This is a genomic window from Corallococcus sp. AB018, assembly GCF_003986945.1.
In the GTDB taxonomy this organism is placed as follows: Bacteria; Myxococcota; Myxococcia; order Myxococcales; family Myxococcaceae; genus Corallococcus; species Corallococcus exiguus.
Genome location: NZ_RAWR01000004.1, coordinates 59757 through 85382 on the forward strand (window position 1 = coordinate 59757; position 25626 = coordinate 85382).

The window sequence follows — 25626 nt, forward strand, 5'->3', positions numbered from 1 at the left end:
GTGGTGATTCCCGCTTTTACACTGAAGTCCCGTTCGGCCGGGGCCGATTCAGCAGTTCGGCAATGGATTCCCCCGGCCATCGTCATGAGTGCAGCGGATATCGCGGCATGCCTCAGGGGGGAGGCTCACATGGACAGTGTTTCTCGTTTCCAATCGGGTCAGAACGGTATCCGCGTGTCTTCGGTTTCGGAGCCGGCGTCGCAGGCAACGACGTCCCAGGACTCCACCGCCGAGCGCACGCTCCGGGAGTTGTTCTTCCACAGCAGCTTCGAACCGCAATCCCGCCCCTCGACATCCTCGTCCTACAGGGCCCTGGCTGAGAGCACGCCTCCTCCGGACGTGTCCAACCCGTCCGTGGCTGATTGGCAGGCCTGGTGCGAACAATTCAAAGGCAATGCGGAGGCCGAGCTCACCCGCAAGCGCGGCACCACCCTGCCGGACCCCGCCGCAGACCAGGCGATGCATGGTTCCCGCTCGCCCATGTATGCCGCGGGCCGCTCCACCGTTCCCGGCAACGAGAACGTCCCCGCCTTCTTCCAGGACTTCCCCGCCACCGGCGAGCGGCAGATGCAGCTCTACACCTTCTGCCGTCCGCCTCCAGGCCAGGCCCTGAAGCCCGAGGACCGCAACCAGTGGGTGTCCTTCGAGGTGCACGGCGACATCTGCAAGGCCTACTCGGACAACACCTTCACCCATGGCCGGCAGGGCACCAACTCCCGCCTGGGCTACCCCAACTCCGGCCTCGAGGACGCCGTGAAGACCCGTCCGCCCTTCCTCGATGATCCGATGGTGAAGGCGTTCCGCGACGCCCGGGTCGCCTCCGGCAAGCCCGACGCGGTGCCCTTCCAGGAGTTCCAGAACGGCTACCTCGCCGACCTTGGCGGCAAGGTGCAGGCCTTCTCCAAGGATGGACAGCGCCTGGGCACCACGTGGCCCGGCGGGGACATGACCGCGGCGCCGACGCAGGACCCAGGGGGCGTCCAGCAGCCCACGGGCCCCTACGGCACCACCGGCCCGTTGAACGGGGACACCTCCTTCGGCAACGCGACGGTGCAAATGGGCACCTCCGCGAGCCACGGCGGCGCTGTGACCCGCCTCGTCTACGACGGCAAGGAGTACATCAACAACAAGGACCATGGCCGGCAGATGCAGGTGGCCTTCTCCCTGGACGGTTACAACGAGGCCCTGATGCCCACCGAGGCGGGGAGCCACCGGAACGGCACGGAGCCCATTTCCACGACGCAGGTGGTGGGCTACGGCGCGCAGCCGGGCCACATGACCAGCACCGTGCATCCCGCCTACTGGCTGGAGCCGGGAGAGGAGGCGGGCCCGTACAACGGCGTTTCCCACGCCAAGAACACGACCCTGGTCTCCGAGGATCTCATCACCAAGGACATCACCGTCGGCGTGGGCGGTCACGACAACGTCATCCAGTACGACAGCCACATCCACCTCGCCGCGCCCCACGACACAGCCTACGTCGAGGCCCCCACCACCTACGTCAACCGCGAGTTCGAGAAGCACTACCGCTTCGACCCGGCGACGGGCGAGTCGCGCGAGTACCCCCGGGTGCACTCGGAGGACCCGACGCCGGGCGGCTTCAAGGATGAGGCGGGCAACGTGCCGCTCATCGTCGCCACGGAGGACGGCAAGCATGCCATGGCCATCTGGTCGCCGGACGAGGCGCTGCCGGACCTCCAGTACCGCCTGCACCAGTTCGACCTCAACAACCCCACGGACGACTGCTCCAAGCTCAGCGTCACCTTCGGGATGTCGGGCGGCGTGCCGGAGGACATCAAGACGCGGAGCTACGTCATCGTCGGCACCGTGGAGGAGGTGAAGGCCCGGCTCGCGGAGCTGTACAATCAGAACCCCACCGGCGTGGAGCGCAAGTGGCCGGAGGACATGCGCTGACCGAAGCGGGTGTCGAGAGGAGGTCGTCCATGCATCGCGGTTCCTGCTTGTGCGGCGCGGTCCGCTTCACCGTGGAGGGCGAGCTGCCCGCCCCTGACGCCTGCCACTGCACCCGGTGTCGCAAGCACTCGGGCCACTACTTCGTCTCGACCGACGTGCCGCGCTCCGCCGTCACGATCGAGGGCGCGGACAAGGTCGGCTGGTTCCAGTCGTCCGAGAAGGCGCGTCGCGGGTTCTGCTCTGTCTGCGGCTCGTCGCTGTTCTGGGATCCGCTTCAACGCGATTGGATGGGAATCGCGTTGGGAGCCTTCGACACGCCTACCCACACCCGCATCGCCGTCCATGTCTACATGGCCAACAAGGGCGACTATTACGACGTGGCGGACGGGGTGCCGCGGTTCGACACGATCCCGCCAAAGTAGGTTCCCGCGGACGCCATGGGAACCGCCTTTAGCGGGAGGCCGCGATCCCCTTCAGGATGAGATCGATGCCGGCCAGGAACTCGGCGAGGTCATCGTGCCCGGGCAGTTGGGCGGCGAGCTTGCGGGTGAACGGATACTCATTCGCGTCGAGCTCCTTCCACCGGGCCGACACCGTGTTGAGGAACTCAACGCGGTCCACGGACGGATCGAGCATGCGGCCGTTCGCGGCATTCTGGATGCTCACGCCGACGATGTAGCTCATCAGCGTCGACCCCGCCGTGAACCAGGCTCTGTCTGAAAGCCCCATCGCCTGGAACTGGTGCCCGATGCGCTCGAAGATCCGCAGCATCGGAGACTCCCACGGGGCGCGAGAGAGCTGCGCGCCCACCCACGGATGCGCATCGACCGTCTCGAACACCGCGACGGCGAGCCCGCGAAGCGATTCCTGGGGCGTGGCGGAGGCGGGGACTTCGGGCATCGCGCGGGCGACGACGACGTCGGCAGCGGCGTTCGCCCCGAGGTGCCGCGCGGCGAACTGCGGCGCATCCTCCTCGACTCGCTGCCTGACGGCACCGTGCAGTGGGGACGCAAGGTCACGTCTATCCGCTCGCTCGGCGGCGGGCAGCACACGCTGACGTTCGCGGATGGGGCGAGCGTGACGGCGAGCCTCGTGGTGGGCGCGGACGGCGCCTGGTCGAAGGTCCGGCCGCTGCTGTCCGACGCGAAGCCCGCGTATGTCGGCACCTCGTTCGTCGAGACCTACCTGCTCGACGCCGACGCACGCCACCCGGCCAGCGCGAAGCTCGTCGGAGGAGGAGCCCTCTACGTCCTCGCACCCAGCAAGGCCATCCTCGCCCACCGCGAGCCCCACGGCGTCCTGCACACCTACGTCGCGCTCAGCCGGCCGCAGGAGTGGTTCACGGACATCGACTTCTCCGACCCGAAGGAGGTGAAGGCTCGAGTCGCGGCGGAGTTCGACGGCTGGGCGCCAGAGCTCACCGCGCTGATCACCGACGGTGAGACAGCCCCCGTCCTCCGGAAGATCCATGCGCTCCCGCCAGGACATCGGTGGACTCACGTGCCCGGTGTGACACTGCTCGGCGACGCCGCGCATCTGAACCCGCCCGACGGTGAGGGCGCGAACCTCGCGATGTACGACGGCGCCGAGCTGGGCAAGGCCCTGGCCGCGCACCGGGGCGACTTCGATGCCGCGGTCGCCGAGTACGAGGAGGCCATGTTCCTGAGGAGCGTGGATGCCTCAGCCGAGGCCGCGAGGATCCACACGCTCTGCTTCAACGATGACAACGCACCGCATGGGCTGATCAACCTGCTGACCGGCGGCGCCGCACCGGTCCGGGAGAGCACGTCATCCCGCGGGCAGTCCTGATGCCTGAGGTGCCGTGTCATTCCGGAAGTCTTGGGTTCCACCTGGGCTACGGGATGAAGGTCGGGAGAGCCCGCCCCTTCATCCAGGCGTCCATCATCCCGTCCTCGAGCAGTTTCCCGACGACGTGGTAGCGCGACACCATCGCCGGGGAGGTGAGCGCGTCCTCGCAGACGACCTTGGCTTCGCCCAGGTAGGACGAGTGACACATCCAAACCTTCGCGCTGTCGTTCCAGAGGAGCCCGACGTGGTAGTCGAGTCCGACGACGTAGAGCCCGGCACCGGCGCTCCTCAACCGGTCGACGACTTCGGACACAGGACGGTCGCGAAACCGCCAGGTCTTCAGCGCGGGTGCCAGCGTCTTCACGATGTGCTCGGCGGGCTGTTGGGCCATCCGTACGCGCTCGATTCGGAAGCCCGCGTCCCGCAGTACGGTGGAGACGAAGTAGCCACAGGCAATGCTCCCTGTTCCGGGAGTCTGGCTGTGGCCGTAGAAATCCCAGGGCGTGCCGTACCAGGCCGGCATCAGCTGCCGGGTGATGGCATCGAGCACGGTTGAACGGGCCTCGTCCCGCAGGGATGTGCGCTTGACGCCGGGCTGGTGCCACCGTGTGCCGAAGTCCTGTCGTCGGGCCTCCAACCCGGCGACCACCTCGGCATAGGGACGCTCTGGACTTGGGGGCTCGGGCTCCGCGTCGACAGGGGTCAGGGCGAGGAGCAGCAGGATGGGGACCATGCGCCTGTGGACGTCTGGGCCCGCACGGGGGTTCCCTGTGAGATGAATCAGAGCCGGCGCAGGAACGCGATCAAGTCGCTCTTCTGTTCAGGAGTGAGGGACTCCGGTGGGCCCTGAAGCATCCCGTCAAAGGAGTTCGAGCGCGACAGCGAAACCAGGGTCTGGGTGGGCGAGGGGCTCGCTGCGGACGGTCGCGGCATCCATGCGCCTGTGACTCGCGAGCAGGCCCGCCGCTTGCGCGTCTCCGGAAAGGATGTGGCCGTGGCCGCCATCGACGCCGACAGGGCCCACGGCAATGAGCGCGAGGCGCAGATGGCCCAGCACCTGCTGAACGCCCGATCGGAGCGTCCCCAGGCCTGGACGCTGGTCCTCACGGGCAGCGTCCACGCGCGCACCACGGAGGCGAGCTGGGATGGCGACTTCGAGCCCATGGGCGCTCGCGTGGCACGTGTCCTGCCCTCGGTGCGTGTCCTGGACGTGGGCTTCCAGCGAGGCACCCAGTTCGCCTGCCGCTACAACGTCTGGAACGAGGGCGTGGAGTGCAACGTCTTCGGCATCAGCCCGGCGCTCGAGGCATGGCAGTCCTCCAAGCAGGCCGAGGGACTGAAGCTCTTCACGTCCCAGCAGCCTGACGGATTCCATGGCCGGCTCTACCTGGGTTCTCTGACCGCATCGCCGCCCGCGCTCACCACCGTCAACCCCGTGCCCTCGGGGCCTCGATGAAACTCCCGGAACGACTGACAGGTCTCAGCGCGGGAGGGAGCTCCTCGCGCCGATAGAGGCGAGGCTGGTGGCGCGTCCGACACGGGGAGCCTACCCTGCTGCCTCGGCGCTCTGCTCCTGCGCGAGGAGGATCAGCTTGGCGCGGCTGGGCACGGCCAGCTTGACGAAGACCCGCTTCAGGTGCGTCTTCAACGTGTTCAGCGAGCTTCCCATGTCCTCCGCGATGGTTCGGTTGTCCCAACCATTCAAGACGCGCTGAACCACGTCCAGCTCGCGAGGGGTGAGCCGCTTGCGCCACTCGGTGGGTACCTGAACGCTGTGAGACACCTCCTGGAACAACAGCGCCCAGGGCGTTCTCCCGGGATGGGCTGGCAACGGGAGGAACGTCACCTTCAAGCTCCGCCCCAGCCGCCGGAACGTCAGGACGTCCTGCCCGGCGAGCATCCGCTGTCCGGAGCGGCTGAGCCGCTCCAAGGCGTCCAGGAGGACCTGGGGCAGGCCGAAGCGGCCACAGGGCTCATCCGGGAACCAGCGATGGAGCAGCGCCGTGGAGCGGGGCGTGCGCATCAGCTCGATGGCCGGTGGGCTCAGCACGATGCTCTCGAGCCCTGTATGGCGGAAGAGCTGGTCCAGGAGGTCTCCCTGACGGACCAGGTCTCCCAGCATGAGACAGTTGCGAACCGTTCTGGCCAGGATGGGCGTCAGGCGTTGAAGAAAGGCCTGCTCCTGCTCCGAGAAGGCCTTCCGGTTCTCCCGGTACAGGGTGAAGCCGCTGTGCCAGCCCAGCCCCATGTCCAGTGACACAGACAGGATGCGCTCCACCGGCATGTGCATCTCCCGGCAGTGCGCATACATGGCGCTGTTCCGCATCGCCTGGCGCGACAGCATCTCGGACTCCCGCAGCACGGTGTTGGGCTGCTGGACCACCGCGGCGCTCACGAAGCACTCGTGTGAAATCTCCGGGTAGCGGTCAAAGAAGACCTGGGGCATGTCCTGGATCATGGGCCAGTCGTATTGGCCGGGCTCACCGGGTCTGGACACGCAGAGCCCGCCAAAGTCCGCGGCCAGCACGCGCGACAGAATCCTGTGGGACTCGGAGAAGACCTCTTTCATGTCGAGTGAGCTGGTCAGCGCTGTCATGACATCCAACAGCACCTGCTCCCGCTGCATGGAATCCGGCTGGCCCTTCACGCGCATGACTTTCCTCCACGTCTGGATTCAAGCGTAAGCACGACGTTTGGGATGGTTTTACCATGCGGGACAGCGTCACCCCTATGGGTGATGCCCGCTTTCAACGGGTTCCCGTACTTTCCGCGAGCTCCGTCGTCGAGTGGAACTCATGCGAATGCCAGTGACTGAACCGAGCTTGCCCGTGGGCCGGTGCTCACGGTGGTAACCCCGCTGTACGCCAAGGAGAGAGTCAATGCGCAATCAACTGTTTGCATGCATTCTGGCTGTCAGTGTCTTTCTGGTTGGAGGCAAGGCCGAAGCCCTTCCCGGCGGTTGGCACATGGGGGAGACGGGCAACAGAGTCATCCTCTACGATCAAAATCACGAGGCTGTCTGGGCTGGCTACTTCGATGAGGAAGGGAAGTGGCACGAGTCGACCTACACGCCCAGGGGCGACAGCTCGGGGGGCCAGGGCGAAACGATGGGCGACATCAATAGCTCGGCGGACTACGTCTTGGTGAACATCACGAGAAGGGTGGGAGGGATCGTCGTCTTTGACCCCACGAAGCGTGTGGTCGTCTTCGAGGTCCGTGGCGGTGTGGCGGCTGGGACAACCGTCAGGATTCCCGCGAACAGACTCAGCGACACCGTGCAACTGGTGGCCGCGGTCGACGACAAGGGGGCGGCACTCGACGTTGCGTTCTTCAAACGGGCGGTCTCCTGCGGCAGCAGGTCCTTCTGGGTCAGTCGCTAGCCCTCCGCGCAGTCAGCGCCCGGAGCTTCTCGGCTCCGGGCGTCCTGGATGGATGCCGGGTCTACAATGTGGGAAGAGTGCGGCCTACCCGAACGGCTCCCGGTGGATGACGCCGGGCCCTGCATCGGGTGGGAGCGTGCCATGTCGATTCCAGGAGCGATCGCTGTGTACACCTCGGGCTCGCACCCAGTGCCTCCCGTCGAGCAGGGTGCCATGGCAAGCACCCAAGTGGTGCGTTCACCGCTTGAGAGCGCCCTCCACTGGGTGGACACCCAGCAGCGTCCGGACGGCGCTCTCTCCATCACGTTCCGGGTGGTCACCTTTGAAGAGGAGGTGCTCACCCAAGTGGAGGAGCAGGAGTGGAATGCCGTGCCACCCTCCGCACGACTGGAGCCGGAACGTGTCCGGCACTTCCTCGGAGCGCTCGTCGAGGTGGTGAGCGAGGATTCGAGGCGGCTTGAATCGTCTTGGATTTCCGAACAGGACTCCCTGCGTCGTTCCGGGGCAAGGCAGCGTGAGAGCTTCGCGCGAGTCCTGAGGGCGCACGTGGCTCGCGACTTCGGCTCCGATAGCGGAGACTGACGCATGCACGAGTACGATTTGATCGCGGACTGGTATGCATCCCACCGCGCGGGCCCCATGGGCGTCCCGGAAGTGACGGCGCTCGCAGTCTCACTGCCGGCCGGTGCCTCGGTGCTGGACGTCGGCTGCGGCACGGGACTGCCGCTGACGCGGGTGCTGCTGGAGCATGGCTGCCATGTGATGGGCGTGGATAGCTCCCGCGAGTTGCTGGCGCGGTTTCAAGCGAACTTCCCCCACGTGCCGGTGAAGTGCGCGCCCATCCAGTCCTGTGAGCTTCAGGAGCAGGCGTTCGATGCCGCCATCGCGTGGGGCGTCTTGTTCCACCTGCGCCACGAAGAGCAGGAACAGGCAATCACCCATATCGCGCGGGCATTGAAACCTGGCGCCGCGTTCCTCTTCACCTCGGGCGACGCCCACGGCTCCATCGACGGCGAGCCGATGAATGGCGTCCCGTTCCGCTATCACTCGTACAGCGTCGACGGGTATCGCGACCTGCTGCGCGCGCACGGGCTCTCGCTGGAAGCGACGCACACGGACCCGGGCGGGAACGCCTACTACCTGTCGCGCAAGACGGGATCGGGCGGCTGAACGCCATCCGCGACGCACCGGCCGGAGGCGTTTGGATTGCGCCGTCCTGGGGAGTGAGCCGCGGACTGGCGCACGCTGCGTGCGGCAAGGCAGCCCCGCACGCGCTGTCGATGTTGCGACCTCCGGCGCGGTCCCGCTCATGCGTTGGCGGTCGCGCGCAGCGCCGCGAGGAATTGCTGCACGACCGGCGAGCCCGCCTGGCCGTCATACACGAATTCGACGTCGAAGCGGCCGTCGAGTTCGTCAAGCGCGACCAGTCGCACCGTGCTCGGGCACGTCGATGAAGTGCTCTCCGGCACGAACGCGTAGCCCATTCCAGCCGCGACGAGCCCGATGAGCGTCGGGATGTCGCTGCCGACCTGCGCGATGCGAGGCGTGAAGCCAGCCCGCCGGCACTGCTCGAGCAAGAACCGGTGATTCGCGGCGGACCGGAGCGGGTCGAACCAGACAAACGGCGCGCCTGCGAGTTCGGCCAGTTGACGGGGGGCGCGGAAGCGCTGGCCCGGCGTGGATAGCATCGCGAGCACGAACCGGTCGCGTAGCAGCCGCGTGCCTGACAGATGCGGCGCCTCGTCCTGCCGCCACGCCATGATGCCGCCATCAAGGTCGCCGTGTGCGATCGCGGTCGCCTGCTCGGCCGACAGCATTGGCGAGATGGACAGCATCACGTCCGGGCAGGCGTTCCGGAAGGCCTTGAGAACGTTCGACACCACAGGCAATGGGAAATAGTTCGGCAGCACGCCGAGACGCAGCTCGCCGAGTTGGCCAGCCGCGCTGCGCAGCGCACGTTCGCGGCTGCCCTGCAGCTCGGCGAGCATGCGCGTAGCGTCCTGCAGGAAGCTCACGCCGGCCGCGGTGAGCGCGATGCCCGTCGAGCGGCGGATCAACAGCGGGGTGCCGATCGCCTCCTCAAGCTCGCGGAGCTGGCGGGAAAGCGCGGGTTGCACAATCCCGATTGCGCGGGCGCCGGCCATCACACTGCCGGCTTCGGCGACCGCCACGAAGTAGCGTAGATGGCGCAACTCGACCTGTCGCATGCAGTGTCTGTCCGTTCCGTGGGTATGCCTGGGAGGTATAGCATGCTGCATTGAATGGTATTGGGAGGTATGGGTGGCCCGGTCTAGGTTGGCCTGCGTCGTGACACCTGTCCGCGCGTCGCGGACGTTTGCCGCACTTCTTCGCATGCCACTCCATATCCAGACTCCCTACCTCCGTTCGCAAGCCGCGTCCCGCCGGCTCGGCAAAGACGTCCTGCTCAAGCTCGAGGCGATGCAGCCGTCCGGGTCGTTCAAGCTGCGCGGCGTCGGTGCGGTATGCGACGCGCGGCGCGCGGCAGGCGCCCGTCGTTTCGTGTCGTCTTCGGGCGGCAACGCGGGCATTGCGGTCGCCTATTCCGGTCGCGAGCTCGGCGTGCCCGTGCTCGTCGTTGTTCCGGAGAGCACGTCCGCGCGCGCACGCGAGCTGATCCGTCTCGAAGGCGCGGAGTTGATCGTCCACGGCGCTTCGTGGGCAGAGGCGAACACGTTCGCGCAATCCGTGATCGGCTCGCACGACGCGTTCGTGCATCCCTTCGACGATCCCGTGCTGTGGCAGGGCCATTCAACGATGATCGACGAGATGGCGGCAGCCGGACCGAAACCGGACGCAGTCGTGCTTGCGGTTGGCGGCGGCGGGTTGCTGTGCGGCGTGCTCGAAGGGATGGCGCGCAACGGTTGGGGCGATGTGCCGGTCGTCGCGGCCGAGACCCAGGGCGCGGACTGCTATGCGCGTTCGGTCGCGCAGGGGCGACCTGTCGAATTGCCAGGGATTTCGAGCGTCGCCACGTCGCTCGGCGCGAAGAGGCCTTGTGACGCCGCGGTTGAGTGGGCGACGCGCCACGCGGTCGACACCATCGTTGTGTCCGATGCGGCCGCAGTGGCGGCCTCCCTGCGGTTTCTCGACGAACACCGGATTCTGGTGGAGCCCGCGTGCGGGGCCGCACTGGCCGCGCTCGACTCGGCGTCGCCGGCGCTTGCCGCCGCGTCACGCATCGCGGTGATCGTCTGCGGTGGCGTCACGGCTACGGTTGAGCATCTGCGGGCATTGGGCGGCCGGGAGCGATGAAACGGTGGAGCCCTCTTCGGGGGATGTCACATCCCGCGGAGGACCGGTGTCTTCAGGCCGACGGCACCCGATGCTGACACCGGAGAAGACATGACCTCGACCAGGATTCCCCCGAAGGAGCTCACCGGACTCCATGGCGCCATGGCGAAGTTGTTCGCCAGCCGGACGTTCGGCCGGGTCCCCAAGTCACTTGGCGTGATGTGGCACCACCTGCCGGTGCTCAAGGCCAGCATGGGCTTCGGGCAGAAGCTCCAGAAGTGGGACCAGTGCGATGAGAGCCTGAAGTCGTATGCGCACATGGTGGTGGCTTCGCTGGTGGGCTGCTCGTTCTGTCTGGACTTCAACTACTTCATGGCCCACAACCAGGGGTTGGACGTCGCCAAGGCGCGGGAGATTCCGCGGTGGCGGGAGTCGGCCGTGTTCACCTCCCTGGAACGGGAGGTGCTGGAGTATGCCGAGGCGGTGAGCCAGACGCCCCCCACGGTGACGGATGAGATGGTCGCGAGCCTGCGGGCGCAGCTGGGGGCCGCGGCGCTCATCGAGCTCACCACGGTCATTGGGTTCGCCAACCTGACGACCCGCTCCAACACCGCCCTGGGCATCGAGTCGGAGGGCTTCGCCGCCTCGTGTGGGCTGAAGCCGATGGCCCAGCCGAGCGCAAGGCCGGGGGAGGCGTCCACGTCATGACGTCCTCTCCCGATGCGGCCGGCGCTCCGCCAGGCTCGGAGGACCTCTTCGTCACCCAGCGCAGCCTGCTCTTCACGATCGCGTACGAGATGCTCGGCTCCGCGGCCGACGCCGAGGACGTCGTGCAGGAGACCTGGCTGCGGTGGGCGGACATCGGTGATGCAAGCCGGGCGGAGGTGCGCGACCCGCGCAGCTACCTGGTCCGGATCGTCACCCGCCAGGCGCTCAACCGGCTGCGCACGCTCACCCGCCGCAAGGAGGAGTACGTCGGCCAATGGCTGCCCGAGCCGCTGCTCACCAGCCCCGACGTCGCCGAGGACCTCGCGCTCGCGGAGAGCGTTTCCATCGCGATGCTCACCGTGCTGGAGACCCTGACTCCGGCCGAGCGGGTGGTGTTCGTGCTCCGGGAGGTCTTCGACGTGCCGTACGACGAGATTGCCCCGGCGCTCGACAAGACGCCCGCCGCCGTCCGGCAGATTGCCCACCGGGCGCGGGAGCACGTGGCCGCGCGTCGACCCCGGATGCAGGTCGGCCGGGCAGAGCAGCAGGCGGTCCTGGAGCGGTTCATGGCCGCGGTCAACTCCGGCGATTTGAAGAGCCTGCTCGACGTGCTCGCGCCCAACGTGGTGCTGGTCGCGGACGGCGGCGGCGTGGTGACTGCGGTCCGGACCCCGATTGTCGGCGGCGATCGCGTGGCCCGGCTCCTGTCCCGCTTCCCCACGCTCGCGCCTGGCGCCCGGATCGCGACCATGTGGCTCAACGGAGCGCCCTCGCTCCGTGTCGACATCGATGGAAACCTCGACACAGCAATCAGCGTCGTCGTCGAGAGCGGCCGGATTACCCGGATCTATGCCATGCGCAACCCTCAAAAGATGGGCCGGCTCGGCGAGCAGGTGATGCTGAGCCGGTAGCGGTCCGAGGCCTAGCTTGCATGCGTCGCCTTCTCGAAGCGGCGATCCGGCACCAGCCACATCATCGCGGCCAGCACATAGATTGCCTCGGAGAAATGCCCGTTGAAGAAGGCGCTGACGATGCCGGCCAGATAGAAGAGCGGTGAAATCTTGCCCTTGAAATCGCGCCCGACCGCCAGGGCCAGTGCCGACTGCTGGCCTTGCATCACCACCAGGCGGGTTTGCAGCAGCCTCCAGGCGAAGGCGCTCATCAGGAGCACGAAACCATAGAGCGCCAGCGGCACGGCCGAGAAATGGTTTTCGCCCATCCAGCCGGTGGCGAAGGGGATCAGCGACAGCCAGAACAACAAGTACAGGTTCGCCCACAGCACGCCGCCGGTGACATGGGTGATGGTGTGCAGGAGGTGATGGTGGTTGTTCCAGTAGATGCCGATGTAGATGAAGCTGAGCACATAGCTGAGGAAGACAGGGATCAGCGGCCGCAGGTCGGCCAGTTGGCTGCCGTGCGGTACCCTGAGCTCCAGCACCATGATGGTGATGATGATGGCGATGACGCCGTCGCTGAACGCTTCCAGCCGGTGCTTGTCCATGCTGCCCCCCATGCACGCTTCGAGTCCGCTGGCCCAGGATAGGCGGAATGGGGGCCCGCTCGCATGCGGTCAGGTCCGCTCTGCAAGATGGTTCAAGGTGTCCATGTCCTCCGCGCTCAAGGTGAGCTCCGCACTGGCGAGGTTCTCCCGGAGGTGTGTGATTGACGACGTACCCGGGATGAGAAGCACGTTGGGGGACCGGTGCAGGAGCCAGGCCAGCGCCACCTGCATCGGTGTCGCGCCCAACCGCGCGGCCACGTCGTTCAGCGCGCTCGACTGCAGCGGCGTGAAACCGCCCAGCGGGTAGAACGGCACGTAGGCCGTACCCGTGGCGGCGAGCTGGTCGAGCAGGGCGTCGTCACTCCGGTGCGCCAGGTTGTAGTGGTTCTGCACGCAGACGATCTCGGCGACCTTGCGGCCCTCGGCGACCTGCGTCGGCGTGACGTTGCTCAAGCCGATGTGGCGGATGAGGCCTCGCTGCTGAAGCTCCGCGAGCGCGGTGAGCGGCGCCTCGATGGAGCCTTCCACCGGGCCCGCGGCGCTGAACATCGCACGGAAGTTCACGACATCGAGCACCTCGAGCCCGAGATTGCGCAGGTTGTCGTGGACCGCGCGTTCGAGGTCAGCGGGGGAGAACGCGGGCTCCCACGAACCGTTGGGCCCGCGGACCGCGCCGACCTTCGTGGCGATCACCAGACCATCGCGATACGGGTGCAGCGCCTCACGGATGAGCTGGTTGGTCACGTGGGGGCCGTAGATGTCACTGGTGTCCAGATGGTCGACGCCCTGGGCGATGGCCTCTTGCAGCACCGCGACTGCCGCCTTGCGGTCCCTGGGCGGGCCGAAGACGCCGGGGCCGGAGAGCTGCATCGCGCCGTAACCCACGCGGCGAACGGTGTGTGTGCCAATGCGATAGCTGTTGGAGATGTGATGGTGGGCCACGGCGAGGCTCCTTCGTTGTTCGAGGTTTCCCACTCGTTTACGCAAGGAATCACTGCGCGACTATCGGTGGCAATCCGCACAGGTCGTGCGAAAATCCGCACGGTGATGGATGACCTCTCTGATCTCACGGCGTTCCTGGCGGTCGCTCGCGAGGGCGGCTTCCGCAGCGCGGCTCGCGCGTCGGGCACGAGCGCCTCCCGTTTGGGTGATGCGATCCGCCGCCTCGAGTCCCGTCTGGGCGTTCGCCTGCTCAACAGGAACACGCGCAGCGTGACGCCGACGGACGCGGGGGCGCGTTTGCTCGAACGGCTCACGCCAGCGCTGGGGGAAGTGCGGTCCGCACTGGACGTGGTGAACACCTTCCGTGACCGGCCCGCGGGGCGCTTGAGGCTCAATGTGCCCATCGCCGCCGCGCGCCTCATCCTCCCTCGCATCGTGCAGCCGTTCCTCGCGAAGTACCCCGACATCTCCATGGAGGTGACCGCCGAAGAGAGGCTCATCGACGTGGTCGCGGAAGGCTATGACGCCGGGATCCGCTACGAGGAGCGACTCGAGCAGGACATGGTGGCGGTGCCCATCGGGCCACGCACGCAGCGTTACGCGGCTGCCGCCTCGCCCGCATACCTCGAGCGTCGGGGCCGACCGAAGCATCCTCGCGAGCTGCTCGAACACGACTGCCTGCGCGGGCGTTTGCTGAGCGGACCGGTGTATGCGTGGGAGTTTGAGCGTCGTGGAGAGACGATCCACGTCGAACCCAAGGGGCCGCTGCTCTTCAGCCTCAACACGAGCACCGACCTCGCCGTGGAGTCCGCGGTCGCGGGCGGTGGAATCGTCTATCTGTTGGAGGACTGGTTGCGCCCGTACATGGACCGGGGAGAACTGGAGCCCGTGCTCGAACGGTGGTGGCCGAGCTTCTCGGGGCCCTTCCTCTACTATTCAGGCCGGAAGCACCTGCCGGTGCCGCTGCGCACGTTCGTCGACTTCATCAAGTCGACACCGTGGAGCTGACATTCAAGACAGTCGCTGGCGGCCTGGAGGCCTGGCGCGAGGCTGCGCGGCGCGCCGTTCTTCCGGAGCCGCCTCGCCAACGTCGAGGTGCGTCCGCAGCCAGTGTGCCATGGCTTCCGCCTGCTCCTCGCGGAGGAAGGAGTCGATGGTTTCCCGGCGCGCTTCGCCGTCGGCGGTGACGTGTTCGAGCGTGAGAGGGTAGCGGTTGACGCTTCCCCGTTGGTTCCCGCGAACCGGCGGGTCGACGCGGATCGCCCGCACGTCGCGCCACCGTAGGTCGAGCCGGTGCTTCCGTCCGGAGACGGGCGGCAGGGAAAGACTGCGCGCCTGGACGTGGAGGCGCAGATCGTAGCGCCCGGCCTTCCGCCATGCGCTCGACAGCCGTCCGGTGAGCACACCGCAGGCGATGACGACCCCCCAGGCCCCCACGCCCACGATCGCCGGTGCGTTGTGTCCCCCGGTGACTCCTCCGAGCACGCCGCAAAGGAAGGCGGATCCACCCAAGGCCAGGAACACCCAGATGGTGGTCCCCATCTCCGTGAGCGTCACGCACTCGCTGCCGTCCTCCCGGACGAAGGTGGGCACGTGCGGCGGCTCTGGCCTCCAGCTTCGCGACACCATGATCCACGGCCAGATCGCCAGCAGATTGAAGGGCAGCAGGAACATGAGCATGAACAGCTCCGCGCTCCCGGGGCCCGGCTGCAACACCGCCTCCGATGGCTGAGCGGGGCGGTAGTACACGGGGATGCTGGCCCCCACGGGGTAGCGCGTCACCAGCGCCTCCACGGGCTCGAGGTCCCCCGTACTCCATGAGTACAAGCGGCGCTTGCCGCCCTCATGGGACTGTCCGGCGACGGAGTAGGTGTAGGCCAGCTTCAGGCGATAGGTGGTGCTCTTGTTCGAGCGCACCGTCTCCACCTCGCTCCGGGTGATGGTGCCCTGCACGGTCGGCCAGCTCGAGGACTGCGCCTGGAGGACCGCGGTGGATACGACAAAGAAATCCACGGCCAACATGCCGGCTGTCAGCGGCAACAGGACCAGGAGCCACAAGGCGGAGGATGTCGCGCGAGATGACATGGCCCCAATCTACAGGGTGGCTCCGGAATGAACGAAGCGGCCTCTCCTTGACGCACTCCTGATGCCGCGAACAAATTCTGGCCGGGCACAGCGCCTTCCCATGGGCGGTCGAAGACGAGGGGTTCTCGGTGCGCATCCTGAAATGGCTCGTTGGTGGCGTGGCCTTGTTGCTGGGCGGGGCGTTCGTCTGGGGCAGGCAGCGGGTGTCGCGGGCGTGCGCGGCACGTGTCGAGGCCCTGGCGCCGTGCGCGGCGAACCAGCTCATCACCGGCGGGCCCCATGAGGAGAAGCTCACCGGAGGCACGCTGATGGCGGAGTTCCATGCGCGCCGGCCATTCGTGCCATTCGCCAATGCCTCAGGCGCAGCCTGATCGAGGACAGACCGTGGAAATCCGACACCTCTCCGCCCCCGCCTGGTCGGCGTTCAAGGCCTGGCTGCTCAAGTTGCACGGCGTTCCCATCTCCCACCTCCGGCTCCTGACCGGCGGCTGTCCGGCGGAGGAACTGCCCGCGCTCGCGAAGGAGCTCAAGCGCGTGCGGGCCGACTTCAAGAAGCGCCCCAACGAGGTCTCGGCCCCCGCGGATGAGCGCCTCCGGAAGGACTACGCGGCGCTCGGTGTGCCCTGGTCCGCGTGGAGCGAGGTGGCGAGCGAGGTCCAGCGCGACCTGAAGCGCAAACGGTACGCGCGCTGGACGGGGGCGGATGCGCTCGAGTTTCCCGAGGGGCCTCCCGCCGGGGACCTGGTGACCGTCTTGTTGTTCGGAGGCGTGGAGCAGGCGCGAGCCCATCTGCTGCGCCGCGCGTCGCTCGCCGCGGGCTCGCTGGAGGCGCTGTGGTGCCGCTGGCTGGCGGGTGAGCCGCTCGAACCCGAGACGCTGCGCTCGTTCGCGGGCGCGCCGGAGCAACTCGCGGAGCCCCTCTACACTCCAGGCATCGAGGAGGTGCTGCCGCTGTTCTTCGTCGAGCCCGACCCCGCACGCGCCGAGCGGGCGCTGGAGGTCGCCTCGGCCCAGATGGGCTCGTCCTGGTCGCAACCGTTGATGGACTTCCTGCGCTCCCTGCTCGGCTTGTGGCGTCAGGACACTCCGGTGGAGGAGGTGAGGGCGCGCTTCGATGCGTATGTCGCGACCGTCCCGCCCTCCGATGTCGCCCATCTGACCGCGCCCGCCTATCTGTATGGCCGATACATCGAGGCACTCCCTCCGCACGCGCTGCTGGAACAGGTGGGCTCGCGTCTCGAGCGCATCGCCGTGCCGGCCAGGGTCGCCGATGTCCCGCCCGTCATGGAGGCCCTCGCCGCGCTCGAGGAGCTGACGGCCCTGGGCCTGGGCCTCCGCGTGGAGCAGCGGCCCGGGGATGTCCTCCTCTCCGCCCAGGAGCCGGAGACTGGGGGAGGGGACGAGTTCTTGTAGCGCCGCCGTCTGCGATTGGCGTCAGCCGGAGCGGGTGGACTGTCGAGTTGATGCGATGCGCAGCGAGCACACTTCGAGAGTTGTCTTGAGGATAGAACGCATGGGGCCCCGTTGAGGGAGGCGGGCTGAACCCGTTCATCCACAACGTGGGGCCTGTATGCTTATCGAGGCGCGACATCTCCGGATGTCGCGCCTTTCCCTCAAGGAGCCCCATGTCCTTCTTCCGTCAGTTGTTCGCCGCGACCCTCCTCGCCGCCTCCGCGGAAGCCCCGAACGCGAGCCACGAGGAATCCTCCTCCAGCCAGGCCATGCTCGGCCCCATCTGTCATGAGAGCATTTGCGACACGGACCAGGACTGCCGGAACTCCTGCCCCAGCGCTCGCACCGCGACCTGCGTCCAGAACACCTGCGAGTTCACCTACACGGGCGGTGGCGGTGGCCCTGGTGGTCCGTTCTGCACCGAGCAGATCTGCACCGAGAACTGGGAGTGCAGCTGCAACGGCGTCGCGGGCTACTGCGGCTCGGACTGGACCTGCCACTTCTGACGCCGGGCTAGCGGCAAGCGAAACGCGTTACGCGGCAAGCGCCGGGCCGAACCATCGGGTCAGGGCCTCACGCAGACCCTGACCCGTGCCCTCCCCGACCCACGCGACGTGTCCGTCCGGTCGGATCAGCACCGCGACGGGCGCCGTGACCGAGCCGAGCACCGGGAGCTCCCACGCCCCCGTGTAGCGCGCAGCGACGCACCGAACCCGGTCCGCCCAGGGCGTGCCGTCGAGCGTGCCGGGCTCGCCCAGGTCGAGCAGCACCGGCCGCGCGTCGTGCAACAGGTGGAACACGCGCCGGGGGCCGTCGGCGGTGACCAGGTCGAGGTCCGGCATGCGGCGCCCGAGCAGCGGGTGTCCGTCGCCCAGGTCGTAGCGGACGTCCAGCCCCGACATCATCGCCGCGTATTCCTTGCGTGGCCCGTCCATCCGCAGCAACTCGGACAGCGACTCGCGCACGGCGTCCATGCGCGCGTCACCGCGGCTCAGCGCGGTCTGCGCCATGGTCTTGCGCAGCGCACGGGCCGCGACGGGGTGCCGCTCGGCCTGGTACGTGTCCAGCAGGTCCTCCGGTGAGACGCCGCGCACGACCTGGGCCAGCTTCCACCCCAGGTTCACGGCATCCTGCACGCCGAGGTTGAGCCCCTGTCCGCCCATGGGCGAATGCACGTGGGCCGCGTCGCCGGCCAGGAGCACCCGCCGGTCCCGGTAGGACGCTGCCTGCCGCGTCATGTCGGTGAACCTGGAGAGGTACGTGGCGCCGCGCAGGCCGTAGTCCGTCCCGTGGAGCGCGACGAGTCCCTCGCGCAGAGTCTCGAGGGTCGGCGCGTCGCCGGTGCAGACCTGCTCCTCTCTCAGCACGACGCCCACGCGTCCGTCCTCCAGCTTGCCCATGGCGTAGGTGCCCTTCTCGTCCCGGCGGATGCCGAACGTCGGCGCTCCGGTCATCTCGACCTCGGCGATGAGGTAGCTGATGGACGCGTCCCACCCCGGGAACCCGATGCCCGCCTGCTTGCGGACGAGGCTGCGACCCCCGTCGCACCCGACGAGGTACTTCGCCCGCAACGCACGGCCGTCGGACAGCGCGACGTCGACGCCGGTGTCGTCTTGCGCGAAGCCCGTCACCTCGCACCCACGGTAGATGGGCACCGCCAGCTGGGCCACCCACTCCGCCAGGATGCGCTCGAAGCGCTCCTGCAAGAGCGCGAGCCCATGGTTGTGGCGCGTCGGGAAGTCGCTGAGGTCCAGGGGCGCCTGCCCGAACGCGACGTTCTGGACCGCTTGCCCTTGCGAGGTGAAGCGCTCGACGACCCCGCGCTGGTCGAGCACCTCCAGGCTGCGCGCGTGCAGGCCGCGCGCGCGAGAGCCGGCGACCTCCTGACTGGCGCGACGCTCGACGATGGCCACGTCCACCTGCGCCAACGCCAGCTCCGCCGCCAGCATCAGCCCGGTCGGGCCTCCTCCTGCAATCACCACCGCGTGCTGCGTCACCCTGTCCGTGTGCATCTCTCCGACCTCCCGCTCGTGGACCGAAACGGGCGATGGTGGAGCATGGCCGGGGGGGCTTGCGGCAACACCCGGGGTCTGGCATTTGCTGGCTGTGGAAAGAGCGGAGAGGGCTGCCGAGGCGAACCCGAGCCCGTGCCCGAATCAGGGTGGCCGTGGTTTGCTTTCAACCCGTCCCTGCGGGGTTGGGCTTGTCATCAACTCCTCACACGCCACGGCCCACGCACGCTTGCCGGGGTAGAACGCCTCGTGGAGGTACGCCCAACCGTACCGTCTTCTACAGTCGCCCCGAGGCAGCAGCCTCCATGCCGCCAATCTGGCGGACGGTGGGGATATCCAGACCGTGAGCTCGGGCAGCGCCAGGAACCTGGGGCTGGCCTGGATGCCCGCGGAGTCGCCACGGCGCCCCTTCCGCTCCCCGAGGTTTGATTCTCTCGGGGAGTGGGGAGCGCGTGGCCTACGGATGCTTCACTCCGGCGTGACCTTGAGCAGCTTGCCGTTGGTGGCGTCGGTGAGCAGGTAGAGGGCGCCTTCGGGGCCCTGCACCACCTCGCGGATGCGCGCGTTCAGGTTCTTGAGGAGGTGCTCCTCGCCCACCACGCGGTCATTGCGCACCATGAGCCGCACCAGCGTCTGGGCGGCCAGGCCGCCGATGAACATGTTGTTCCGCCACTCGGGGAACAGGGTCCCGGAGTAGATGGCCATCCCGGAGGGCGCAATCACCGGGTCCCAGTAGTACACGGGCTGCTCCATGCCCGGAGCCTGGGTGCTCTGGTGGATGGGCGCGCCGGAGTACTCCTCGCCATACCCGATGGTGGGCCAGCCGTAGTCCTTGCCCGCCTCGGGGCGGTTCACTTCGTCACCTCCCTGCGGCCCCATCTCCACCGTCCACAGCCGGTTCTGGCTGTCGAGCGCCGCGGACAGGACGTTACGGTGACCGATGGACCAGATCTCCGGCTTCGCCTCCGGGTTGTTCAGGTACGGGTTGTCCTGGGGCACGCTGCCGTCGGGATTGATGCGGACGATCTTGCCGAAGTGGCTCTTCACGTCCTGGGCCTGGACACGGCCCGCGAGGATGGAGCGCTCCCCGAGCGTGACGAACAGCTTGCCGTCCGGGGTGAACACCATCCGTCCCCCGGAGTGCAGCGTCGACTCGAGCGTGGGCATCATGCGGAAGATGACCTGGACGTTCTCCACGCGAGGCTGCGCTCCGTCCACCAGCCGCGCGCGCGCCACCGCCAGCCCGTTGCCGCCCGTGCGGGGCTCGGTATAGGTCCAGTAGATGCGCCCGCTCTCGGCGTAGTCCGGGCCCACCTCCACGTCGAGCAAGCCGCCCTGACCGCGCGCGTCCACGGCGGGCAGGCCGCTGACGGCGGGGGACTTCGCGCCCTGCTGCGTGACGATGTAGAGCGAGCCGGTGGCCTTCTCCGTCACCAGCATGCGCTGGTCCGGCAGGAAGGCGATGGCCCAGGGGTTCCTGAAGCCCGAGGCAATCTCGGTGACCTGGAAGGGCGTCTTCGTCTGGATGGCGGGGACGCGCGTCTGCCCGGGGAAGGCCGGCGTGTTTTCAGGCACGTTGGGCGGGCCCCGCGGAACCGGGGGACCGCTGGGGAGCGGATCTTCCGGAACGCCCGCGTCTTCAGTGACGCCCGCGTCTTCAGTGACGCCCGCGTCTTCAGTGACGCCCGCGTCCTGTGGGGGAACGCCCGAGTCCTGCTGCGTGACGCCCGAGTCCTGGGGTGTGGGTTCTGGATCCTCCTGGCAACCGACCAGGAGGGTGGCGACGATGAGGGACGTTGTCAGGATGCGCATGCGACTCACTCCAGAGGGGGAAAAGGAGGAAGGGTCGAACATCTCGTTCTTCGGGTCGACTGGGAAGGGCGCGTTACGACGGGTGGTGGTGGTGGACATCCGACTGCGCGTCCCTACACTCCGCGGGCACTGCGACCCTTCGCGGGTCGGAAAGGACGAAGTGAAGACGATGAGGAACCCGCTTTTCGGCTGTATGGCCTCCGCGCTCATGACCCTGGCGGCGACGCCCGCGCTGGCTCAGCTCCAACTGCCGGCCCCCAGTCCCGCGGCGAAGGTGTCGCAGGCGGTGGGTGTCTCCGAAATCTCCGTCGAATATTCCAGCCCGGGAGTGAAGGGCCGGAAGGTCTGGGGCGAGCTGGTCCCCAATGACAAGGCGTGGCGCAGCGGCGCCAACGCGGCGACGAAGATTACCTTCAGCCACCCTGTCACCTTCGGCGACAAGGCCGTCCCGGCCGGTTCCTATGCCATCGTCAGCCTGCCCTCGCAGAAGGGCTGGAAGGTGATGCTGAACACGGACCTGGGCCTGTGGCGCGGCGCCGCGCCCTATGACGCCTCCAAGGACGTGGCCTCGGTGAGCGCCACCACCGCGGCGATTCCGGCGCGCGAGCGCCTGACGTACCTCTTCACCGACACCACGGACACCAGCACGCGGCTGGACCTGGAGTGGGAGAAGCTGCGCGTCTCCGTGCCCATCACGGTGGACACCGCCGCCTTCGCGAAGGCCAACATCGAGCAGGCGGAGAAGAGCGCGGCCAGCATGCACGCGAGCGCGGCCTCCTACCTGGCGGGCACCCCCCAGGACCTTCCCGCCGCGCTGAAGCACGCCGACGCGGCCGTGGCCGCCAACCCCACGTGGTACGCCCACTGGACCCGCGCGAACGTCCTGTCGCAGATGGGCAAGTACGCCGAGGCCCGCAAGGCCGCGCAGACCGCGTGGGACCTGGGGCAGAAGGACAAGAACTTCTACGCCCGTGATCAGGTCACCCAGTCGCTGGCGGAGTGGAAGAACAAGAAGTAGCCCGCTTTCGCTCCCGGGGCCCCTCAGCGACCGAGGGGCTCCGTGAGGAGCCGGCGGTAGAGCGCCTCGTAGCGGTCGATGGCGGGGGCCATCTGGAAGTGCTCCAGGACCCGCGCCCGCGCGCGGTGTGAGAAGCCCCGCCAGCGCTCCGCGTCCTCGACCAGCGTGAGCACGTGCCGGACCATGGCGGGGACATCCCCCAGCGGCGCCAGGAAGCCCGTCTCTCCGTGCGTGACAAGCTCTGGGATTCCGCCCAGGTCGCTGGCCACCACGGGAATGCCGCAGCTCAGCGCCTCCAGCGCGGCGAGCCCGAAGCTCTCCTGCTCGCTGGGGAGCAGGAAGACGTCGGAGGCGGCGAGCAGCTCCTCGAAGCGGTCCTGCTTGCCGAGGAACGCGACGCGGTCCTCCAGGCCCATCTCCCGCAGCATCCGTTCCGCGGGCGAGCGCTCTGGACCGTCTCCCACCATCACCAACCGGCAGGGGCGGCGGCGGTGGACTTCCTTGAAGATGGAGACCACGTCGACGATGCGCTTCACCGGCCGGAAGTTGGAGACGTGGATGAGCACCGGCTCGTGGTCTTGCAGGGCCGGGAAGAGCGCGCGCAGGCAGGCGCGGTCGCGCACCGGGGCGAAGCGCGCGGTGTCCGCGAAGTTGGCGATGACGTCGATGGGGACGCTCTCGGGGATGTCGAAGCCCCGCCACGTCGCGCGGCGCAGGTAGGCTGACGGCACCGTCACCGCGTCGCTGCGCATGATGGAGAAGCGCGTAATCGGCAGGTAGCTGGGGTCGATTCCCACCAGCGTGGTGTCCGTCCCGTGCAGCGTGGTGACGACGCGCGGCGCCCTGGGGCCCAGCACCTCGCGCGCCATCCACGCGGCGGTGGCGTGCGGCACCGCGTAGTGGACGTGCAGGATGTCCAGGCGCTCGTAGCTGGCGACCTCGATCATCTTGGAGGCCAGCGCGATGGGATAGGTGCTGGACTGCTGGAGCGCCGGGTAGTCGCTCTCCGTCACCTCGTGGAAGACGACCTTCCGGTTCGCGCCATGGAGGCGGACTGGCAGGTCCCGGGCGATGAAGTGGACGCGGTGGCCCCGGTCCGCCATCGCGAGGCCAATCTCCGTGGCGACCATGCCGCTGCCACCGAACGTCGGAAAGCAGGTGATGGCCACGTTGAGCGGGGCGTTCATGGGCGTGCTGGAAAGAACAGGGGGCGGGCGAAGCTATTCCTTCGGAAGTGGTCGAGCGGATCGGCCAGTCCCAGCGCCTCGCGGAGGATGTAGGGCTCGCCGTGGGTGACGCCAATCTGCGCGCCATGGAAGCGGTCCCGGGCCTCCAGCGAGGACAGCGACAGCGGTGAGCCCACCAGCGTGGGCGGAGCGTCCGGGCGGGGCATCACCTGGCTGGCGTAGCAGTGCACCGCCGCGAGCTTGCGCTCGTAGACGGCGGAGACGTCGATGATGACGCCAGGCTCGGCCAGGTGCCGCAGCGGATAGTAGAGGACCTGCCGCGGCGTGAAGGGCTCCTCGGCGGACTGCGCGTCGAACTTGCGCACGCCCGCGAAGAAGAGGGCGCGCGTCACCAGCGCGCTGGCCGCCTCGTGGTCCGGGTGTCGCTCCTGCTCCCAGGGCACGACGACCAGCTCCGGACGCAGGCGGCGCAGCGCCTCCACCACGCGGACCACGGCGGCGGTGCGGGCGCGCTCGGGCTCGGGCGTGTCGAAGCCCGCCCATGGATTGAGCCAGCCGTCTGGCAGCTCCAGGTTCTCCCGGTGGGCCAGCCCCAGCGCGCGGGTGGCGGCTTCTGTCTCCTCCGCGCGGGATTGCGGCGTGCCGCGCGAGCTCTTCTCGCCGCGCGTCAGGTCGACGATGCCGGTGCGGTAGCCGCGGGCGGCCATGCTCGCCATCAGCCCGCCGCAGAACAGCTCCACGTCATCCGGGTGTGGGCCAAACGCGAGGACGTCGATGTCGTAGGCGGTGCTGGTCGCGCTCATGGCGTCAGGTCCTTCGAGTCACCGGAGAAGGGGACACACGCGTCGAGCACCTGCTTCGTGAAGGCACGCGTCCCGATGCGGCAGGCGAAGTAGGGCAGCCCCAGGACACGCTCCTGGGGCGCGTCCTCCGGGAAGAGGAACGTGCGCAGGCGGTCCACCTGTCCGGCCGCCGTGGCATCGCGCCGGGCGAGCGCGCGGCGGTAGCGGCCCGTCAGCCGGGACACCGCGACCCGCACCGTGCCCTGGGTGCGGCGCAGCGCATCCTGGAGGCTTGCGTCCACCGCCGACACCTGTCCGGCGACGCGCTCCAGCTCGGAGGAGAATGCGTTGAAGAGGCGGGCCTCCAGGGACTCGGGTGTCTCCACCGGCTCCGGGGCATCCCGCGTGGCCAGCCGCGTGAGCAGCGTGTCGCGCGGCACGTTCACCTCATCCGGCTGGAGCCCCACCTTGCCGAGCCACCGGCGCGCGCGGTCATCGAGCACGCGGAAGCGGGCCCGGGGAATGGCGAGCGGCATCGGCTGGCCCGCGTGGGCGTAGAGCGGCGCCAGTTGCGCGAAGTAGGCCAGCTCGCCCGGGCCGCCGACATACGCCGCCGTGGGGAGCCAGGTGTCCTGGAGGAAGGGGCGCAGCAGCGCGGACGTGGTGAAGCGCAGCGGTTCACGCTCCAGGGCGGCGTGCAGCGCGTCCTGGGGGATGGCGCTGCCTTCCGGGTGGCCCACCAGACTCCAGGCGCCTGCTTCCGCCGGATCCAGCCGGTAGCGCGGGCCATCCAGCGCATCCGGTGAGAAGAAGCTGAGCGGCGAGCCGGGGCGGACATGGACCTGCACCGCGTAGCCCGCGCGGGTGAGCGCCTCCGCACGGGCCGCGAGCACCGCGGAGAGTGTTCCCGCTTCCCGGAGGGCGAAGCGATGCACGGGCGCGGCCAGTGGCGCCAGCCGTGCGTCTCTCGGGTCGAGGAAGACCAGGCCCTCGTCGGCGAAGAGGGACGACAGCACGTCGGTGAAGGCACCCGCGAGCGTGGCTTCGGGACGGTAGGCCTGCTCCAGCAGGGAGAGGAACTCCTCCGCGTGGGGCTCTGCTCCCAGCTCGGCGCGGAGGGTGGCCAGGGCAGGGAGGACGCTCGGGCCCAGGTGGCGGTGGGCGATGGGCGCTCGAGACGTTGCCGCATCCGGAAGCTCGAGCGCCAGGCGACAGGGCCCTTTGCCCGGGCGTGGGATGACACAGTGGTCGATCTCCGGAAGGTCGTGGTCCTCCGTCTGGAGCCAGAAGACGGGAACGCAGGGCCGGCCGGTTTCTTCCTGGAGCGCGCGCGCCGTGACGATGGCGGACGCGGCTTTGTAGAGCGTGTACAGCGGGCCCAGGAAGAGGCCCATCTGCTGTCCCGTCACCACCGCCACGGTGCCGGGCCGCGCGAGCAGCGCGAGGTTTCGCTCCCGGGCGGGACTCGGCGCGAGGCGCGCGTTCTGCGCGGCGAGGACGTCCAGCAGCGCGGGCGACACCGTGCGCGACGCGGCGGCGGCCACGGCCCGGGCGCGCGCTTCACTGTGCCGATAGTCATCCGAAAGAAAGGAGAGCGCGGACGCATCTCCGCGAAGCCACGCGGTCGAGAAGGAGGACGTCACGGCCTGCGGTGATAACAGGTCGCGGCGGGCCCGCCACCCGAAGTGCGTGCTCGCACGCCGCGTTCGGGCGTGACGGCGGGCGTCATCCCGGAATGAATGCGGACCGCGCGGGTTGGTATAGGGTCCGTC

General features: G+C 68.4%; 27 protein-coding genes. 15 read left to right on the plus strand and 12 right to left on the minus strand.

The features are described 5' to 3' along the window. Positions 1 to 174: 174 nt before the first annotated feature. Complete coding sequence (locus D7Y11_RS01540) at positions 175 to 1914, plus strand: hypothetical protein (protein ID WP_126932848.1); 1740 nt, start codon at positions 175 to 177, stop codon at positions 1912 to 1914. Positions 1915 to 1943: 29 nt separating this feature from the next. Further along, on the plus strand, positions 1944 to 2336 hold the full coding sequence (locus tag D7Y11_RS01545; protein ID WP_120575055.1) for a GFA family protein: 393 nt from the start codon (positions 1944 to 1946) through the stop codon (positions 2334 to 2336). Positions 2337 to 2364: 28 nt separating this feature from the next. On the opposite strand, the gene D7Y11_RS01550 is transcribed toward D7Y11_RS01545, so the two are convergent. Further along, positions 2365 to 2814: a TetR/AcrR family transcriptional regulator C-terminal domain-containing protein gene (locus tag D7Y11_RS01550; RefSeq protein ID WP_126932849.1), complete on the minus strand. Its 450-nt coding sequence runs from the start codon at positions 2812 to 2814 to the stop codon at positions 2365 to 2367. On the opposite strand from D7Y11_RS01550, the gene D7Y11_RS01555 reads away from it, so the two are divergent. Further along, positions 2731 to 3723 carry an NAD(P)/FAD-dependent oxidoreductase gene (locus D7Y11_RS01555; protein WP_120575056.1) on the plus strand — a complete coding sequence of 331 codons (993 nt, stop codon included), beginning with the start codon at positions 2731 to 2733 and terminating at the stop codon, positions 3721 to 3723. The two genes, D7Y11_RS01550 and D7Y11_RS01555, sit on opposite strands and share 84 nt — an antisense overlap. Positions 3724 to 3769: 46 nt before the next feature. Here D7Y11_RS01555 and D7Y11_RS44040 read toward each other — a convergent pair whose 3' ends face one another. Next, positions 3770 to 4456, minus strand: a complete 687-nt coding sequence (locus D7Y11_RS44040) for a hypothetical protein (RefSeq protein ID WP_233607167.1) — start codon at positions 4454 to 4456, stop codon at positions 3770 to 3772. Positions 4457 to 4717: 261 nt separating this feature from the next. Here D7Y11_RS44040 and D7Y11_RS01565 point away from each other — a divergent pair, with 261 nt between their 5' ends. Then, the gene (locus tag D7Y11_RS01565; protein ID WP_233596689.1) at positions 4718 to 5179 is read left to right on the plus strand and encodes a hypothetical protein; all 462 of its coding nucleotides are present in this window, start codon (positions 4718 to 4720) and stop codon (positions 5177 to 5179) included. Positions 5180 to 5269: 90 nt separating this feature from the next. On the opposite strand, the gene D7Y11_RS01570 is transcribed toward D7Y11_RS01565, so the two are convergent. Further along, the gene (locus D7Y11_RS01570; protein ID WP_126932850.1) at positions 5270 to 6376 is read right to left on the minus strand and encodes a helix-turn-helix transcriptional regulator; all 1107 of its coding nucleotides are present in this window, start codon (positions 6374 to 6376) and stop codon (positions 5270 to 5272) included. Between the two features lie 226 nt (positions 6377 to 6602). Between D7Y11_RS01570 and D7Y11_RS01575 the strand changes: the two genes are divergently transcribed. From D7Y11_RS01575 to D7Y11_RS01585, 3 genes are all read left to right on the plus strand, one after another. Beyond that, positions 6603 to 7103: a hypothetical protein gene (locus tag D7Y11_RS01575; protein WP_126932851.1), complete on the plus strand. Its 501-nt coding sequence runs from the start codon at positions 6603 to 6605 to the stop codon at positions 7101 to 7103. A gap of 213 nt (positions 7104 to 7316) precedes the next feature. After that, on the plus strand, positions 7317 to 7685 hold the full coding sequence (locus D7Y11_RS01580) for a hypothetical protein (protein WP_233596690.1): 369 nt from the start codon (positions 7317 to 7319) through the stop codon (positions 7683 to 7685). 3 nt (positions 7686 to 7688) lie between these two features. Next, positions 7689 to 8273 (plus strand): class I SAM-dependent methyltransferase, encoded by a 585-nt coding sequence (locus D7Y11_RS01585; RefSeq protein ID WP_120575059.1) that lies wholly within the window; start codon positions 7689 to 7691, stop codon positions 8271 to 8273. 137 nt (positions 8274 to 8410) lie between these two features. Here D7Y11_RS01585 and D7Y11_RS01590 read toward each other — a convergent pair whose 3' ends face one another. Further along, complete coding sequence (locus tag D7Y11_RS01590) at positions 8411 to 9310, minus strand: LysR family transcriptional regulator (RefSeq protein WP_121752491.1); 900 nt, start codon at positions 9308 to 9310, stop codon at positions 8411 to 8413. Between the two features lie 145 nt (positions 9311 to 9455). On the opposite strand from D7Y11_RS01590, the gene D7Y11_RS01595 reads away from it, so the two are divergent. The 3 genes from D7Y11_RS01595 to D7Y11_RS01605 all read left to right on the plus strand — a co-directional run bounded on the left by D7Y11_RS01595 (position 9456) and on the right by D7Y11_RS01605 (position 11974). Next, the gene (locus D7Y11_RS01595) at positions 9456 to 10376 is read left to right on the plus strand and encodes a pyridoxal-phosphate dependent enzyme (RefSeq protein WP_126932852.1); all 921 of its coding nucleotides are present in this window, start codon (positions 9456 to 9458) and stop codon (positions 10374 to 10376) included. A 90-nt stretch (positions 10377 to 10466) separates the two neighbouring features. After that, a complete protein-coding gene (locus tag D7Y11_RS01600; protein WP_120575062.1) occupies positions 10467 to 11063 on the plus strand; it encodes a carboxymuconolactone decarboxylase family protein in 597 nt (198 codons plus the stop codon). Then, complete coding sequence (locus D7Y11_RS01605; RefSeq protein ID WP_120575063.1) at positions 11060 to 11974, plus strand: RNA polymerase sigma-70 factor; 915 nt, start codon at positions 11060 to 11062, stop codon at positions 11972 to 11974. Before D7Y11_RS01600 ends, D7Y11_RS01605 begins: the two co-directional genes overlap by 4 nt. 11 nt (positions 11975 to 11985) lie before the next feature. Here D7Y11_RS01605 and D7Y11_RS01610 read toward each other — a convergent pair whose 3' ends face one another. Both D7Y11_RS01610 and D7Y11_RS01615 read right to left on the minus strand, forming a co-directional pair. Then, the gene (locus tag D7Y11_RS01610) at positions 11986 to 12564 is read right to left on the minus strand and encodes a TMEM175 family protein (protein WP_169819574.1); all 579 of its coding nucleotides are present in this window, start codon (positions 12562 to 12564) and stop codon (positions 11986 to 11988) included. Positions 12565 to 12633: 69 nt separating this feature from the next. Beyond that, entirely contained in the window at positions 12634 to 13506 is an 873-nt protein-coding gene (locus D7Y11_RS01615) for an aldo/keto reductase family oxidoreductase (RefSeq protein WP_120575065.1), read from the minus strand. Positions 13507 to 13611: 105 nt separating this feature from the next. Between D7Y11_RS01615 and D7Y11_RS01620 the strand changes: the two genes are divergently transcribed. Next, a complete protein-coding gene (locus D7Y11_RS01620; protein ID WP_169819575.1) occupies positions 13612 to 14514 on the plus strand; it encodes a LysR family transcriptional regulator in 903 nt (300 codons plus the stop codon). A 3-nt stretch (positions 14515 to 14517) separates the two neighbouring features. On the opposite strand, the gene D7Y11_RS01625 is transcribed toward D7Y11_RS01620, so the two are convergent. Continuing rightward, positions 14518 to 15591 carry a DUF3592 domain-containing protein gene (locus tag D7Y11_RS01625; RefSeq protein ID WP_126932853.1) on the minus strand — a complete coding sequence of 358 codons (1074 nt, stop codon included), beginning with the start codon at positions 15589 to 15591 and terminating at the stop codon, positions 14518 to 14520. Between the two features lie 128 nt (positions 15592 to 15719). Between D7Y11_RS01625 and D7Y11_RS01630 the strand changes: the two genes are divergently transcribed. From D7Y11_RS01630 to D7Y11_RS01640, 3 genes are all read left to right on the plus strand, one after another. Then, positions 15720 to 15962 carry a hypothetical protein gene (locus D7Y11_RS01630; protein WP_121752497.1) on the plus strand — a complete coding sequence of 81 codons (243 nt, stop codon included), beginning with the start codon at positions 15720 to 15722 and terminating at the stop codon, positions 15960 to 15962. Positions 15963 to 15975: 13 nt separating this feature from the next. After that, positions 15976 to 17004 (plus strand): hypothetical protein, encoded by a 1029-nt coding sequence (locus tag D7Y11_RS01635; protein WP_126932854.1) that lies wholly within the window; start codon positions 15976 to 15978, stop codon positions 17002 to 17004. A 212-nt stretch (positions 17005 to 17216) separates the two neighbouring features. Next, positions 17217 to 17549 (plus strand): hypothetical protein, encoded by a 333-nt coding sequence (locus D7Y11_RS01640; RefSeq protein ID WP_126932855.1) that lies wholly within the window; start codon positions 17217 to 17219, stop codon positions 17547 to 17549. A 27-nt stretch (positions 17550 to 17576) separates the two neighbouring features. Here D7Y11_RS01640 and D7Y11_RS01645 read toward each other — a convergent pair whose 3' ends face one another. Both D7Y11_RS01645 and D7Y11_RS01655 read right to left on the minus strand, forming a co-directional pair. After that, a complete protein-coding gene (locus D7Y11_RS01645; RefSeq protein ID WP_126932856.1) occupies positions 17577 to 19055 on the minus strand; it encodes an FAD-dependent monooxygenase in 1479 nt (492 codons plus the stop codon). Positions 19056 to 19523: 468 nt separating this feature from the next. Continuing rightward, positions 19524 to 20867: a PQQ-dependent sugar dehydrogenase gene (locus D7Y11_RS01655; protein ID WP_126932857.1), complete on the minus strand. Its 1344-nt coding sequence runs from the start codon at positions 20865 to 20867 to the stop codon at positions 19524 to 19526. Positions 20868 to 21027: 160 nt separating this feature from the next. Between D7Y11_RS01655 and D7Y11_RS01660 the strand changes: the two genes are divergently transcribed. Further along, a complete protein-coding gene (locus D7Y11_RS01660; RefSeq protein WP_120575074.1) occupies positions 21028 to 21885 on the plus strand; it encodes a DUF2911 domain-containing protein in 858 nt (285 codons plus the stop codon). 23 nt (positions 21886 to 21908) lie between these two features. On the opposite strand, the gene bshA is transcribed toward D7Y11_RS01660, so the two are convergent. The 3 genes from bshA to bshC are packed head-to-tail and all read right to left on the minus strand — an operon-like array spanning position 21909 to position 25497. Then, entirely contained in the window at positions 21909 to 23072 is a 1164-nt protein-coding gene (bshA, locus tag D7Y11_RS01665; protein ID WP_126932858.1) for an N-acetyl-alpha-D-glucosaminyl L-malate synthase BshA, read from the minus strand. Beyond that, positions 23069 to 23875 carry a bacillithiol biosynthesis deacetylase BshB1 gene (gene bshB1 / locus D7Y11_RS01670; protein WP_126932859.1) on the minus strand — a complete coding sequence of 269 codons (807 nt, stop codon included), beginning with the start codon at positions 23873 to 23875 and terminating at the stop codon, positions 23069 to 23071. The genes bshA and bshB1 overlap by 4 nt, the downstream gene beginning before the upstream one ends. Then, positions 23872 to 25497 carry a bacillithiol biosynthesis cysteine-adding enzyme BshC gene (gene bshC / locus D7Y11_RS01675; protein ID WP_120575077.1) on the minus strand — a complete coding sequence of 542 codons (1626 nt, stop codon included), beginning with the start codon at positions 25495 to 25497 and terminating at the stop codon, positions 23872 to 23874. Before bshC ends, bshB1 begins: the two co-directional genes overlap by 4 nt. Between the last annotated feature and the right edge of the window lie 129 nt (positions 25498 to 25626).

Bases quoted from the DNA above. Each gene is read 5' to 3' on its own strand.
- D7Y11_RS01585 (WP_120575059.1), top strand. From the start codon at position 7,689: ATGCACGAGTACGATTTGATCGCGGACTGGTATGCATCCCACCGCGCG.
- D7Y11_RS01610 (WP_169819574.1), bottom strand. From the start codon at position 12,564: ATGGACAAGCACCGGCTGGAAGCGTTCAGCGACGGCGTCATCGCCATC.
- bshA (WP_126932858.1), bottom strand. From the start codon at position 23,072: ATGAACGCCCCGCTCAACGTGGCCATCACCTGCTTTCCGACGTTCGGT.
- D7Y11_RS01570 (WP_126932850.1), bottom strand. From the start codon at position 6,376: ATGCGCGTGAAGGGCCAGCCGGATTCCATGCAGCGGGAGCAGGTGCTG.
- D7Y11_RS01555 (WP_120575056.1), top strand. From the start codon at position 2,731: ATGCGCATCGACCGTCTCGAACACCGCGACGGCGAGCCCGCGAAGCGA.
- D7Y11_RS01580 (WP_233596690.1), top strand. From the start codon at position 7,317: ATGGCAAGCACCCAAGTGGTGCGTTCACCGCTTGAGAGCGCCCTCCAC.
- D7Y11_RS01575 (WP_126932851.1), top strand. From the start codon at position 6,603: ATGCGCAATCAACTGTTTGCATGCATTCTGGCTGTCAGTGTCTTTCTG.
- D7Y11_RS01655 (WP_126932857.1), bottom strand. From the start codon at position 20,867: ATGCGCATCCTGACAACGTCCCTCATCGTCGCCACCCTCCTGGTCGGT.
- D7Y11_RS01620 (WP_169819575.1), top strand. From the start codon at position 13,612: ATGGATGACCTCTCTGATCTCACGGCGTTCCTGGCGGTCGCTCGCGAG.
- D7Y11_RS01545 (WP_120575055.1), top strand. From the start codon at position 1,944: ATGCATCGCGGTTCCTGCTTGTGCGGCGCGGTCCGCTTCACCGTGGAG.
- D7Y11_RS01590 (WP_121752491.1), bottom strand. From the start codon at position 9,310: ATGCGACAGGTCGAGTTGCGCCATCTACGCTACTTCGTGGCGGTCGCC.
- D7Y11_RS01625 (WP_126932853.1), bottom strand. From the start codon at position 15,591: ATGTCATCTCGCGCGACATCCTCCGCCTTGTGGCTCCTGGTCCTGTTG.
- bshB1 (WP_126932859.1), bottom strand. From the start codon at position 23,875: ATGAGCGCGACCAGCACCGCCTACGACATCGACGTCCTCGCGTTTGGC.
- D7Y11_RS01600 (WP_120575062.1), top strand. From the start codon at position 10,467: ATGACCTCGACCAGGATTCCCCCGAAGGAGCTCACCGGACTCCATGGC.
- D7Y11_RS44040 (WP_233607167.1), bottom strand. From the start codon at position 4,456: ATGGTCCCCATCCTGCTGCTCCTCGCCCTGACCCCTGTCGACGCGGAG.
- D7Y11_RS01605 (WP_120575063.1), top strand. From the start codon at position 11,060: ATGACGTCCTCTCCCGATGCGGCCGGCGCTCCGCCAGGCTCGGAGGAC.
- D7Y11_RS01595 (WP_126932852.1), top strand. From the start codon at position 9,456: ATGCCACTCCATATCCAGACTCCCTACCTCCGTTCGCAAGCCGCGTCC.
- D7Y11_RS01550 (WP_126932849.1), bottom strand. From the start codon at position 2,814: ATGCCCGAAGTCCCCGCCTCCGCCACGCCCCAGGAATCGCTTCGCGGG.
- D7Y11_RS01645 (WP_126932856.1), bottom strand. From the start codon at position 19,055: ATGCACACGGACAGGGTGACGCAGCACGCGGTGGTGATTGCAGGAGGA.
- D7Y11_RS01640 (WP_126932855.1), top strand. From the start codon at position 17,217: ATGTCCTTCTTCCGTCAGTTGTTCGCCGCGACCCTCCTCGCCGCCTCC.